The following is a 13,788-nucleotide window of genomic DNA, read 5'->3' as shown; positions in this document are numbered from 1 at the left end:
GGTTTTAGGAAAATACGATTATTGATTAGGTGCTATAACAATATGACGATGCGGATCTTCCCCGCTCGAATACGTCTTAATTCTTTTATTTCCCACTAAAGCAGTATGAATAATTTTACGCTCATATGAAGGCATTGGTTCCAATGCAACTACTTTACCTGTTCGAACCGCCTTTTGTGCCAACCGTTCAGCTAAATGGATTAATGTTTCATTTCTTCTTTCCCTGTAACCCTCAGCATCTAGAATGACATTTAAGTAATGTTCGGAAAAACGATTGATAACAAGTTGATTCAAATATTGTAAGGAGTTTAACGTTTGTCCTCTTTTTCCAATGAGTAGCGCTATCTTTTCCCCAGCTAATGTAAATTTAACTTGCTTCCCGTTTTTCACAACATCTATCGTAATTGGAGTACCCATCTTTTCACATACATCCATTAAAAACTTTTTTGCTTCTTCGATGGGATCGATTTTAACCGATACTTCCACAACAGCAGGTCGAGATCCAAAAATACCAAAAATACCTCTTTTACCTTCATCAATAATCGAGATGTTTGTTCGATCCTCTGTTGTTTGTAATTGAGCTAGTGCTGATTCAACTGCTTCTTTGACAGTTTGTCCCGTAGCAGTAATCTGTTTCACTTTTTGGCTCCTCCCGCTTTTCCGGCTGCAGCTGCTTTTAAATCTGGACCTTTAATAAAATAGGTTTGTATAATCATGAATAAGTTACCTACTACCCAGTATAAAGCAAGGGCTGCCGGGAAATTAATTGCAAAAACAATGATCATAATTGGCATTAGCCAAAGCATCATGGCCATTTGTGGATTATTTTCCATCCCAACCATTGTAATTTTTTGCTGAATAAAAGTAGTAATACCTGCAATGACCGGTAATAAATAGTACGGATCTGGCGCTGCAAGGTCAAACCAAAGGAAATTGGCATGTTCCTGTAATGCAGGTGTCCTCATGATTGCATGATAAATACCAATTAAAATTGGCATTTGAATAATAAGTGGTAAACAACCCGCTAGTGGATTGACACCATACGTTTGGAATAATTCCATTGTTTCTTGTTGTAACTTTTGTTGTGTCTTCTGATCTTTAGAACTATATTTTTCTTTTAACGCCTTCATCTCAGGCTGCATGGCTTGCATCGCCTTTGAACTCTTGGTTTGTTTAATCATTAGTGGCAAAATGAGCAAGCGTAAAAGAATCGTAACGATAATGATCGATAAACCAAAACTTCCACCTACAATTTCAGCAACTTTCACAATAAATAATGAAAGCGGATATACAATATACTGATTCCAAAAGCCTTCACTTTCAGAAGTAATCGGTAAATTTGTTTCCATACAACCCGCTAATAGAGTTGTGACGAGAATGAGTCCGATTATTAGAGATATTCGCTTTTTCAACCGTATTTTCCTCCTTAAAGCATTGTTTTCAAGCATTTTCTCGTTTGTTTTTCACTTAAAGAATAAAGTTTATTCAAAATTTATTCTACCATCTTTTTATAGTAAACGCTTTTAAAATGAAAAAATTAAGGGGATTTCTCACCCTGAGTTTTAGCTGGCAACTGTTTTCCCTGGCCATATTTAAACTTCTTTAATACATGTGCAAGGCGCAATACGTGTGAAAGACTTTGTTGAATTTCAAAGAAATCCATTGTGGCTGTTGGTTTCCGAGCAATGATGACGTAATCTACATCATTATGTAATTGTCCATCCAATTCATGAAACACCTGACGAACGTATCTTTTTATTTGATTTCGAGTCACTGCATTTCCAACTTTTTTGCTTACGGACAGACCAATCCGAAAATGCTTTTGGTCTGGTTTTTTTAGCGTATAGACAACAAATTGTCTATTTGCAACCGATTTTCCTTTTTTAAAAGCTTCTTGGAATTCTTTATTTTTTTTAATTCGATATTCTTTTCTCATCTTAGATACACCTTCACTTACTTTCATTCAAAGAATGCTTTGTCCCATAAATAAATTGATGTTCTATATGTCTTGAATCCACGTGGATTCAAGACAATGCCTTCATCACACTGATCACAGAGTTCACCTAATGAGAAAAAAGACCACTGATATTTCAGTGGCCTAGGCAGATAATACTTTTCTTCCTTTACGACGGCGACGAGCTAGAACATTGCGTCCGTTTGAACTGCTCATACGGCTACGGAATCCATGAACTTTGCTATGTTTACGTTTTTTTGGTTGATACGTTCTTTTCATATATGACACCTCCCTGAGGAATTGCTTCTAAAGACAGTATTCTAATTATATATAAATGACTTTAAAAATGTCAACTCTCTTCAAAAGAATATCCAAATAATAATATTTTTTCAACCTACAAATTTTACCGTGAATTTGATTCTTTGTCACGGATAAAATAAATAAAATTTAAATTTGTTAACAAAAATAAGAAAAGAGCAAGTCAGTCACCTGGAGCTCGACAGGTATCTCAGTTCAAATCATCATACTCTCCTATCTTTAAAAACAGCTCTTCATAAATAATCCACTTTCCGGATTTTTAGATTGTGGATATTTTCGACAGCATTCTTTATTATCCACAACATCTATTGACAGGTTTTTCACATAACCACTACCTGTGGACATTTTTTAATCACAGTAAGTGGAGGTTGTGGATAAAGTCCCAAAAACCGTTGCATACCTTGCTATTATTTGATATTATATTTGTGTTTTCACTCTTCATAAATACTCTAACAATTGTTTTTATCCACAAATTGTGGATAAAGTGTGGATAACTTATCCACCTGAGTTAATAAAGGTTATCCACAAACCGTGGATATTGTCGGAATTCTTCTTTATTTCCTTATAATATATTTATCCACAACTCAGTTTCGTATATTTATACATTTTAGGTTGTACTTTCACGTATAACCTATTGTTTTTTATGCGAACATCAGCAAAGGAGGGATACATGTTGGAAAATATTACGGATCTTTGGAATAGTATATTAGCTAATGTTGAAAAGAAGGTCAGTAAGCCCAGCTTTGATACATGGCTAAAATCTACTAAAGCTCATTCCCTTCAAGGAGATTCATTAGTTGTAACAGCTCCAAATGAATTTGCACGTGATTGGCTAGAAGAACGCTATTCCCCTTTAATCTCCAGTGTTTTATATGAAATTACTGGTGAAGAATTTAGTGTTAAATTCATCATTCCGCAAAGTCAAATCGAAAACGAGGAAGGATTACAGACTTCTCCTAAAAAAATAAAAAAGGAGAATAGTCAATCAGAATTTCCGGTTAGTATGTTAAACAAAAAAAATACCTTTGACACCTTTGTCATTGGATCCGGCAACCGGTTTGCCCATGCAGCATCTCTAGCCGTAGCTGAAGCTCCTGCCAAAGCCTATAATCCGTTATTTATTTATGGAGGAGTTGGACTTGGAAAAACCCACTTAATGCACGCAATTGGCCATTATGTTTTACACCATAACCCTTCAGCAAAGGTTGTCTATCTATCTTCTGAAAAATTCACAAATGAATTTATCAATTCCATTCGCGATAATAAGGCAGAGGCATTCCGTAATAAATATCGCAGTGTTGACGTTCTTCTAATTGATGATATTCAATTTTTAGCCGGAAAAGAATCAACCCAAGAAGAATTTTTCCATACTTTCAATACGTTGCATGAAGAAAGTAAGCAAATTGTCATTTCTAGTGACCGTCCACCGAAAGAAATCCCCACATTAGAGGAGCGTTTACGATCCCGTTTTGAATGGGGACTTATTACCGATATCACACCACCTGACTTGGAAACTAGAATTGCTATTTTGCGGAAAAAAGCGAAAGCAGATGGACTCGATATTCCTAACGAAGTCATGCTTTATATTGCAAATCAAATCGACTCTAATATACGTGAATTAGAAGGTGCACTCATTCGGGTTGTAGCCTATTCATCATTAGTGAACAAAGATATTAACGCTGATCTTGCAGCAGAGGCACTTAAAAATATTATTCCGAGTTCAAAACCAAAAGTCATTACGATTCCAGAAATTCAACGAGTTGTTGGCGAACATTACAATGTGAAATTAGAAGATTTCAAAGCAAAGAAACGGACTAAATCAGTTGCTTTTCCAAGACAAATTGCCATGTACCTATCAAGGGAACTAACTGATTTTTCATTGCCGAAAATTGGTGAGGAATTTGGCGGAAGAGATCATACTACCGTTATCCATGCCCATGAAAAAATCTCAAAATTGCTCCAATCAGATTCTCAGCTGCAAAGAGAGTTAAAAGATATTCATGAGGAATTAAAAGTTTAAGTTTATAGAAAAAACTGTGCATAACTTTACCAAACCTGTACACAGTTTGTCCCCATGTGGACAGACTGTCATTCTATATGATTTCTTCAGTTATCCACATAATCACAGGACCTATTACTATTACTACTCTTTTTTTATTAATAAATATATATAAATATAGCTAAAACGGAGGATTAAAAATGAGGTTTATAATCCAACGAGATCACTTAGTCCAAAGTGTCCAGGATGTTATGAAAGCTGTCACAAGTAGAACAACCATTCCAATCTTAACTGGAATTAAAATTGTAACCACTGAAGAAGGCGTTACTTTAACTGGCAGTGATTCCGACGTGTCAATTGAATCCTTTATTCCAAAAGATGATGGGGATAAAGAGATTGTTAACATTAAACAAACAGGAGCCATTGTCCTACAAGCTAAATTTTTCAGCGAAATGGTTCGAAAGCTTCCGTCTGATCATGTTGAAATAGAAGTACAGAATCATTTACAAACAGTTATACGTTCTGGAAGTTCTGAATTTAACTTAATTGGCCTTGATGCAGAGGAATATCCACATTTACCACAAATTGAAGCGGAAAATGTATTTAAAATACCAACTGATTTACTTAAGGCTATGATTCGTCAAACATCCTTTGCAGTGTCCACCTCAGAAACACGGCCAATCTTGACAGGTGTCAACTGGAAGGTTGAAAATGACGAATTAAACTGTATTGCAACAGACAGCCATCGATTGGCGTTAAGAAAAGCTAAAATTGAAATTGAGACACCTGCTAGTTACAATGTTGTTATTCCAGGGAAAAGTTTAACTGAATTGAGCAAAATATTAGTTGACAATAATGAACTGATCGACATTGTGATTACAGACAATCAAGTATTATTCAAAGCTAAACATCTTTTGTTTTTTTCCAGATTATTAGAAGGAAATTATCCTGATACATCGAGATTAATTCCAAATGAAAGTAAGACAGAGATTGTTTTACAAACAAAAGAATTCTTACATGCGATTGACCGCGCTTCATTACTCGCCAGAGAAGGTCGAAATAATGTGGTTAAACTCTCAGCAATTGATAGTAAGATGGTTGAAATATCTTCAAATACTCCTGAAGTAGGGAAAGTGGTAGAGGAAGTAAAAAGCCAATCCATTGAAGGGGAAGAATTAAAAATTTCATTTAGTGCTAAATATATGATGGATGCACTGAAAGCATTAGAAGGAACTGAAATTAAAATAAGTTTTACTGGAGCGATGAGACCGTTTATTATTCAGCCAATTAACGATGAATCCATTCTTCAATTAATTTTACCGGTCAGAACCTACTAATTTAAAGCTTATGTTAAATGAAATAGGATAATTGCTAAAAATGCTTGAGTACTCAAGTGGTTTTTGTACGAAAGCTGCCGATTGTTGTCGGTGGCTTTTCCTATAAAATTCTCCATTTTTAAAAAGAGTTTTAGTTTTCTTTGTATACTAGAGAAATATTTAGTAAAATAAACTATTAGATATTATTCCATGAAAGAGTGAATAACTATGAAAACAATCAAAATACAGACGGAGTATATTACACTTGGCCAATTTCTAAAAGTAGTAAATGTTATTTCATCAGGTGGGATGGCCAAATGGTTTTTAAGTGAGTATAAGATTCACATCAATGGAGAGCAGGACCAAAGAAGAGGAAGAAAACTTCGTTCAGGTGATAAGATTGAGATTGATGGCCATAGTACTTATATCCTCATAGGGAACGATTAATAAAGACGGTATGAGCGGAGCCTATTCATTCAATGTCACTTCATAACACACTATTGTCAAAATAAAGTAGATTGAAGATTAGGATGAAGTTTTGCACTACCCCCTTTCCATAAAAAGGATGAAATAGATGTTTATTAAACAATTGCAATTGAAAAATTATCGAAATTATGAACAGCTAGAAATTCAGTTCGAAAATAAAGTCAGTTTCATATTAGGCGAAAATGCACATGGCAAAACGAATGTGATGGAATCTATCTATGTTTTAGCGATGGCGAAGTCACATCGAACTTCTAATGATAAAGATCTTATTCGTTGGGACCAAGAATATGCTAAAATAGAAGGTAGGGTTCAAAAAAGTAATAGTTCATTGCCAATGGAATTAATCATTTCAAAAAAAGGCAAAAAAGCAAAGTATAACCATCTTGAACAAAAAAAACTGAGTCAATATGTAGGGAATATGAATGTTGTGATGTTTGCGCCTGAAGATCTCCTTTTAGTCAAAGGGAGCCCTCAAGTTAGGCGTCGTTTTATTGATATGGAGATTGGCCAAATATCACCTGTCTATCTACATGAAGTTGGCCAGTTAAATAAAATTTTACAACAACGCAATCACTATTTGAAACAATTACAAACGAAAAAACAAACAGATGCTGCTATGTTGGATATTTTAACAGATCAATTTATTCAATCGGCTGTGAAAATCGTTTCAAAACGATTTGAATTCCTCCGTTTATTGCAAAAATGGGCCATTCCCATTCATGAAGGAATATCACATGATATGGAAATATTAAAAATTAAATACAAACCATCTGTTGATGTATCAGAAGAACAAGAATTGTCGAAAATGGTGGATATATACGAGAATAAATACCATCAAGTAAAGAAAAGAGAAATTGACCGTGGAGTCACATTATTTGGTCCTCAACGGGATGACCTTCTTTTTTTTGTGAATGATCGAGATGTTCAAACATTTGGATCACAAGGGCAACAGAGGACAACAGCTCTCTCCATCAAACTAGCGGAAATTGAACTGATCCACTCTGAAGTAGGAGAGTATCCTATCCTTTTATTGGATGATGTCTTATCTGAACTAGACGATCATCGCCAATCTCATTTGTTAAATACCATACAAGGAAAAGTACAAACATTTGTCACGACAACTAGCGTAGATGGTATTGATCACCAAACGTTAAAAGGAGCATCTACCTTTTATGTGAAGAATGGAACGATAAAAAAGATTCAGTGAGGTGGAGCATTGTATATTCATTTTGGAGAGGAAACCATTGTGAAGGCAAAAGATATTATAGCCATCATTGATAAAGAGAGTTTTCATTCTTCAGCAGAAATGAAGCATTTTTTTCGACAATATGAGAATGATTCTGTGCAACAGACAAAAAACTCCTTTAAGTCAATAATCATAACAACTGAGCATATCTACTTTTCCCCGTTAGCCTCTAGTACACTAAAAAAGCGATCACAAAAGTGGTTTGTTTCAGAATTTTAATCTAGGGAAATGGAAGATTTCAAATTAAGAAAGTCCTTTATATTTGATTTTTATTGAATTTCTAATTTTTAAAAATGTAGTTGTAAGATAAATTCACTTAACTTCTTTGCAAAAGGTTAAGTTTTTCATAGATAACGCAATCAACGCCAAAAGAAAGTGTAGGTGACTGATATGGCAATGGAGCAAAATGAAATTCCCGAACAAGATTATGGTGCCGATCAAATACAAGTCCTAGAAGGTCTTGAGGCAGTAAGAAAAAGACCAGGAATGTATATTGGTTCAACAAGTTCAAGAGGTCTTCATCATTTAGTCTGGGAAATTGTCGATAATAGTATTGATGAGGCACTTGCTGGCTATTGTGATCAAATAAATGTGATAATTGAACAAGATGAGAGTATTACGGTTAAAGATAATGGGCGTGGTATTCCAGTTGGTATTCAAGAAAAGACAGGGCGTCCTGCTGTTGAAGTTATTTTGACAGTCCTTCATGCCGGAGGTAAATTTGGTGGTGGAGGCTATAAAGTATCAGGAGGCTTACATGGAGTTGGAGCATCAGTAGTAAATGCTCTTTCAACTGAATTAGAGGTGTATGTATCTCGTGAGGGTCATGTTCACTATCAAAAGTTTGAAAGAGGAGTTCCGGCTGCTGATTTAAAAATAGTTGGAGAGACTGATCAAACAGGAACTGTTACTCATTTTAAACCAGATCCAGAAATTTTTACCGAAACACTCGTATATGATTTTGAAATTCTTTCTACTCGAATTCGTGAACTTGCCTTTCTTAACCGCGGATTAAGTATAACAATTGAGGATAAACGAGTTGAAAATAAACGTGCTGAGTACCATTATGAAGGTGGTATTAAATCATATATTGAGCATTTAAACCGAACAAGAGAAGTTCTTCACGAAGAACCGATCTTTATTGAAGGTGAACGTGATGGGATTTCTGTTGAAGTTTCCATGCAATATAATGACAGCTATACAGGTAATATTTATTCATTCGCTAATAATATTCATACCTATGAGGGCGGAACGCATGAATCAGGATTTAAAACGGCTCTAACTAGAGTTATTAATGATTATGCGAGAAAGAATGGACTTATTAAAGAAAGTGAAACAAATCTTTCTGGTGAGGATGTCCGAGAAGGCTTAATTGCGATTGTATCCATTAAACATCCAGATCCTCAATTTGAAGGCCAAACAAAAACAAAATTAGGTAATTCAGAAGTGCGTACGATAACAGACGCTGTTTTTGCAGATCACTTGGAGAAGTTTTTACTAGAGAACCCTAGTGTCGCTAAAAAAATTGTTGAAAAAGGATTAATGGCTACAAGAGCAAGAATGGCAGCGAAAAAGGCTCGTGAATTAACAAGAAGGAAAAGTGCTTTAGAAGTTTCAAGTTTACCAGGAAAACTAGCAGATTGTTCTTCAAAAGATCCTGCTATTAGCGAAATTTATATAGTCGAAGGTGACTCTGCCGGTGGTTCTGCTAAACAAGGACGTGATCGACATTTTCAAGCTATTTTACCATTAAGAGGTAAGATCTTAAATGTTGAAAAAGCTCGTCTTGATCGAATTCTTTCTAACAATGAAGTAAGAGCAATGATTACAGCTGCGGGAACTGGAATTGGAGAAGACTTTGATATCTCAAAAGCACGATACCATAAAATTGTCATCATGACAGATGCTGACGTTGATGGGGCTCATATACGAACTCTATTATTAACATTCTTTTACCGATATATGAGACAGATTATTGAAGCCGGTTATATTTATATTGCTCAACCACCGTTGTATAAAATACAACAGGGAAAAAGAATTGAGTATGCTTATAATGAGCAGCAACTTGAGCAAATCAACGCTACATTAGCAGCCGCTCCAAAGCCAAATGTACAGCGTTATAAAGGTCTAGGGGAAATGAACCCTGAACAACTTTGGGAAACAACAATGAATCCTGAAACACGCACGCTCCTACAAGTAAATCTTGATGATGCGATAGAAGCGGATGAAACATTTGAGATGCTTATGGGGGAAAAAGTAGAACCACGTCGCCAGTTTATTGAAGAAAATGCTATATATGTTAAAAATTTAGATATCTAAACAAAACCGGGATAGAGGATCTTCTATCCCGATTTCAATGGTAATGATCGCATCTAATTAAAGTAGTGAAGATGCTTGAAATACAACTGAATACGATCTTTACATAAATAAATTTTGACCCAGGAACGATAAGGATCGTTTCATAAAAGGGAGGTTTATAAATTGTCTGATATGCCAAAGTCTAAAGTTGAAGAAATTAATATTAGTCATGAAATGCGTACATCTTTTTTAGATTATGCGATGAGTGTTATCGTATCTCGTGCACTTCCAGATGTCAGAGACGGTTTAAAGCCAGTTCACCGCCGTATTTTGTATTCTATGCATGACCTCGGGATGCATTCAGATAAGCCCTTTAAAAAGTCTGCCCGTATTGTTGGAGATGTAATTGGAAAATATCATCCGCATGGGGACTCTGCTGTCTATGAAACAATGGTTAGGATGGCGCAGGACTTTAACTACCGTTATATGCTTGTAGATGGACATGGAAACTTTGGTTCAATTGATGGTGATGGAGCAGCAGCCATGCGTTATACAGAAGCTCGTATGTCAAAAATTTCAATGGAGCTATTAAGAGACATTAATAAAGACACCATTGATTATCAAGATAACTATGACGGGGAAGAAAAAGAGCCAGTTGTAATGCCATCTCGTTTTCCTAACTTGCTTGTTAATGGAACGTCTGGTATTGCGGTTGGAATGGCAACGAACATTCCACCACATCAGCTTGGGGAGGTCATTGACGGGGTTCTAGCTGTCAGTCATGATCCTGAAATATCGATTCAAGAGCTGATGGATATTATCCCTGGTCCTGATTTCCCTACAGCAGGTTTAATTCTTGGTCGGAGTGGTATTCGTAAAGCATATGAAACGGGACGAGGTTCTATTAAACTTCGTGCGAAAGTGAAAATTGAAGAAAAATCAAATGGGAAAGAAGTTATTATCGTTAATGAAATTCCCTATCAAGTCAATAAAGCTAGGCTGATTGAAAGAATTGCTGAACTAGTAAGAGAGAAGAAAATCGATGGCATTACAGATCTCCGTGATGAATCTGACCGTGAAGGGTTAAGAATTGTCATAGAAGTCCGTAAAGATGCGAATGCAAATGTGCTGTTAAATAATCTTTATAAGCATACCGCCTTGCAAACAAGCTTTGGAATTAATATTTTAGCGCTTGTTGATGGACAACCTAAAGTACTTGATTTAAAAGAATGTTTAGTTCATTATTTGGACCACCAAAGAGTAATTATCCGAAGAAGAACAGAGTTTGAATTGCGAAAAGCAGAAGCAAGAGCGCATATTTTAGAAGGTCTGCGGATTGCTCTTGATAATTTAGATGCAGTGATTAATTTAATTCGTAGCTCACAAACAACCGAGATTGCCCGTGAAGGTTTAATGACAACCTTTAACTTATCTGAAAGGCAAGCACAGGCTATTCTTGATATGCGTCTTCAACGGTTAACTGGTTTGGAACGTGAGAAAATTGAAGAAGAATATCAAAGTCTTGTTCAACTTATTTCAGAATTAAAGGCTATTCTAGCAGATGATGAAAAAATTCTTGATATTATCCGTGAGGAATTGGCGGAAATAAAAGAACGTTTTAATGATAAAAGAAGAACAGAAATTGTTGCAGGAGGAATTGAAGATATCGAAGATGAAGATTTAATTCCACGTGAAAATATTGTCATTACGTTAACACATAATGATTATATTAAACGTCTTCCTGTATCAACTTATCGCTCCCAAAAAAGGGGTGGACGTGGGATTCAAGGAATGGGTACGAATGACGATGATTTCGTTGAGCATTTAATTACGACTTCTACTCACGATACTATTTTATTTTTTACAAACAAAGGGAAAGTCTACCGTGCAAAGGGGTATGAAATACCAGAATTTAGTCGTACGGCGAAGGGGATCCCAATCATTAATTTGTTAGGAATTGAAAAAGATGAATGGGTAAATGCCATTATTCCAGTTTCAGAATTTGATGAGGGTTGGTTCTTATTTTTCACAACAAAGCATGGAATTTCAAAACGTTCTCCTCTCACTTCTTTTGCTCATATTCGAAATAATGGATTAATTGCATTGAATTTAAGAGAAGATGATGAACTGATATCTGTTCGTTTAACGGATGGAGATAAAGAAATTATCATCGGAACGAAGAATGGTTTGTTAATTCGCTTTCATGAAACTGATGTACGTTCTATGGGTAGAACAGCTACAGGAGTAAAGGGAATTACTCTAGGTAAAGAGGATGAAGTGGTTGGGATGGAAGTGCTTGAAGAGAACTCAGAGATCCTAAATGTTACAAAAAATGGATATGGCAAACGCACACCAGCATTGGAATACCGAATTCAAAACAGGGGCGGCAAAGGAATTAAAACATGCAATATTACAGATAAAAATGGGTGCCTTGTTGGCGTGAAGGTGGTTAATGGTGAGGAAGATATTATGCTCATTACAACCAGTGGGGTTCTTATTAGAATGGCGGTTAGCGATATATCAAAGATGGGTAGAAGTACTCAAGGAGTAAAACTGATTCGACTAGATGAACATGAAGGTGAATATGTAGCGACTGTTGCAAAAGTTGAAAAAGAAGAAGTAGAAGTAGTTTCCGAATTAGACAGTCAAGAGGAAGAAATTCTAGAATTAGATACTCCAAAAGAAGATAGTGAAATGATGGAAGTAGATAATCAAGAGAACAGTGAAGAAAAAGATAAGGAATAATTAAATGGAGGAGTGCTGTATAGGCACACCTCTATTTTTTTGTCTCTTGCAGTCTCCATTGTTATCCAAGTAAAATAAAGGAAAATAGTATTTTAAAAGGTGGTGAAGAAATATGCGGGTGAAAGTAAAAGACCTATTAGCGGGATGTATATTAACCGAAGATGTTTTTGGATTGACAGCTCGACCAATAGTTCAAAAAAATACAGTGTTAACGGCTGAGCTAATTGAAATATTAAACCTATTCCTAGTTCCAAGCGTTAAAGTAGATAAAACGCTAGTAACTGGAATGCCATTTCTTCCATTAGAAGTTATGGAAGACGAAAATAAAGATATTTTGGATGACCGTGAGAAAAAAGGCTTTACTGGGTTATTTCTCGAATCGACTCAAGAATATAAAAAGCAGTTTCAGTCATGGCAATCTGGATTATCTATTAATATTTCAAAAATAAGAGAGGTTTTATTACCACTCCTTGATGAAGGGAAATTAAGATCAATAGAGATTTTTTCTCTTCACCATTTGTCCAATAATGAAGAATATCAATATCAACATGCAGTAGCTGTTGGTTTGCTCTGTGGTTTCATGGCTAGAAAGTTAAACTATTCTAAGGGAGAAGTTATACAGGCTGCCTTGGCAGGTATACTAGCTGATTGTGGTATGGTAAAAGTCAGACCCGGAATATCACAAAAAAAATCAGCTTTAACTCCACAAGAGTTTGAGGAAATTAAAAAACATAGTAATTATAGTTATGAAATGGTTCAGCAAATTACTTCGCTTAAAGAAAGTACTAAAGTTTCCATTATTCAGCATCATGAACGATTGGATGGAAGTGGATATCCTTTCGGTTTGAATAGTAATCAGATTCATCCAGTAGCAAAGTTGATTGGTGTAGCAGATACTTACCATGCAATGACATCGGAGAGATTATATAGAAAAAAACAGTCGCCATTTAGAGTACTTGAATTGATGCGACAAGATTATTTTGGGCAGTTTGATTTATCTGCTTTAAAGGCATTAAGTGAAGGAATCATTAATTTTTCTATTGGCAGTAAGGTTAGACTTTCAAATGGAAAATTAGGGGAAGTATTATTTATTACCGAGAAATCTCCAACTAGACCATTAATTAAACTAACTGAGACTGAAGAAATGATGAATCTAGAGGAGCATTTGGATTTGTTTATTGAAGAAATTATTTTTGAAGAAAGTTTCAAGTAGTAAAAAATCAATTTTATTAGAATTGATTTTTTTCATACAAGATAATATAAACTATTGCATAATCTCTATTATCTTGATATACTAATTCAAGTCATTAAATAATATGTATTTTTTCATAAAGTATATATATTTTTATTGACTTGAATTATGATAGATGTTATATTGTTTAAGTCGCTTGCGAGCGATTGCAATGCTCCTTGAAAACTGAACAAC

The 13,788-nt window shown here is 35.2% G+C and carries 12 protein-coding genes; 8 read left to right on the top strand and 4 right to left on the bottom strand.

Features of this window, described 5'->3' with window-relative positions:
- Positions 1-18: 18 nt before the first annotated feature.
- The 4 genes from jag to rpmH all read right to left on the bottom strand — a co-directional run bounded on the left by jag (position 19) and on the right by rpmH (position 2,233).
- The gene (gene jag, locus JMM81_RS17310; RefSeq protein WP_256242817.1) at positions 19-639 is read right to left on the bottom strand and encodes an RNA-binding cell elongation regulator Jag/EloR; all 621 of its coding nucleotides are present in this window, start codon (positions 637-639) and stop codon (positions 19-21) included.
- The gene (spoIIIJ, locus tag JMM81_RS17305) at positions 636-1,412 is read right to left on the bottom strand and encodes a YidC family membrane integrase SpoIIIJ (RefSeq protein WP_256242816.1); all 777 of its coding nucleotides are present in this window, start codon (positions 1,410-1,412) and stop codon (positions 636-638) included. Before spoIIIJ ends, jag begins: the two co-directional genes overlap by 4 nt.
- Before the next feature lie 125 nt (positions 1,413-1,537).
- A complete protein-coding gene (gene rnpA / locus JMM81_RS17300; RefSeq protein ID WP_256242815.1) occupies positions 1,538-1,936 on the bottom strand; it encodes a ribonuclease P protein component in 399 nt (132 codons plus the stop codon).
- Positions 1,937-2,098: 162 nt separating this feature from the next.
- Positions 2,099-2,233 (bottom strand): 50S ribosomal protein L34, encoded by a 135-nt coding sequence (gene rpmH, locus JMM81_RS17295; RefSeq protein ID WP_256242814.1) that lies wholly within the window; start codon positions 2,231-2,233, stop codon positions 2,099-2,101.
- A 712-nt stretch (positions 2,234-2,945) separates the two neighbouring features.
- Between rpmH and dnaA the strand changes: the two genes are divergently transcribed.
- From dnaA to JMM81_RS17255, 8 genes are all read left to right on the top strand, one after another.
- Positions 2,946-4,292, top strand: a complete 1,347-nt coding sequence (gene dnaA / locus JMM81_RS17290; protein WP_256242859.1) for a chromosomal replication initiator protein DnaA — start codon at positions 2,946-2,948, stop codon at positions 4,290-4,292.
- A 179-nt stretch (positions 4,293-4,471) separates the two neighbouring features.
- Positions 4,472-5,608, top strand: a complete 1,137-nt coding sequence (dnaN, locus tag JMM81_RS17285; RefSeq protein ID WP_256242813.1) for a DNA polymerase III subunit beta — start codon at positions 4,472-4,474, stop codon at positions 5,606-5,608.
- Positions 5,609-5,815: 207 nt separating this feature from the next.
- Positions 5,816-6,034: a S4 domain-containing protein YaaA gene (gene yaaA / locus JMM81_RS17280; protein ID WP_256242812.1), complete on the top strand. Its 219-nt coding sequence runs from the start codon at positions 5,816-5,818 to the stop codon at positions 6,032-6,034.
- 127 nt (positions 6,035-6,161) lie between these two features.
- Complete coding sequence (gene recF, locus JMM81_RS17275; RefSeq protein WP_256242811.1) at positions 6,162-7,280, top strand: DNA replication/repair protein RecF; 1,119 nt, start codon at positions 6,162-6,164, stop codon at positions 7,278-7,280.
- A gap of 9 nt (positions 7,281-7,289) precedes the next feature.
- On the top strand, positions 7,290-7,538 hold the full coding sequence (gene remB / locus JMM81_RS17270; protein WP_256242810.1) for an extracellular matrix regulator RemB: 249 nt from the start codon (positions 7,290-7,292) through the stop codon (positions 7,536-7,538).
- Between the two features lie 177 nt (positions 7,539-7,715).
- Positions 7,716-9,638 (top strand): DNA topoisomerase (ATP-hydrolyzing) subunit B, encoded by a 1,923-nt coding sequence (gene gyrB / locus JMM81_RS17265; protein WP_256242858.1) that lies wholly within the window; start codon positions 7,716-7,718, stop codon positions 9,636-9,638.
- A gap of 171 nt (positions 9,639-9,809) precedes the next feature.
- Positions 9,810-12,362 carry a DNA gyrase subunit A gene (gene gyrA, locus JMM81_RS17260; RefSeq protein WP_256242857.1) on the top strand — a complete coding sequence of 851 codons (2,553 nt, stop codon included), beginning with the start codon at positions 9,810-9,812 and terminating at the stop codon, positions 12,360-12,362.
- 112 nt (positions 12,363-12,474) lie between these two features.
- On the top strand, positions 12,475-13,575 hold the full coding sequence (locus JMM81_RS17255; RefSeq protein WP_256242809.1) for an HD-GYP domain-containing protein: 1,101 nt from the start codon (positions 12,475-12,477) through the stop codon (positions 13,573-13,575).
- Positions 13,576-13,788: the final 213 nt, after the last annotated feature.

This window comes from Bacillus sp. V3B, assembly GCF_024494465.1.
Lineage (GTDB): Bacteria > Bacillota > Bacilli > Bacillales > Cytobacillaceae > Bacillus_BD.
This window is presented reverse-complemented; position numbering and strand designations above follow the sequence as displayed.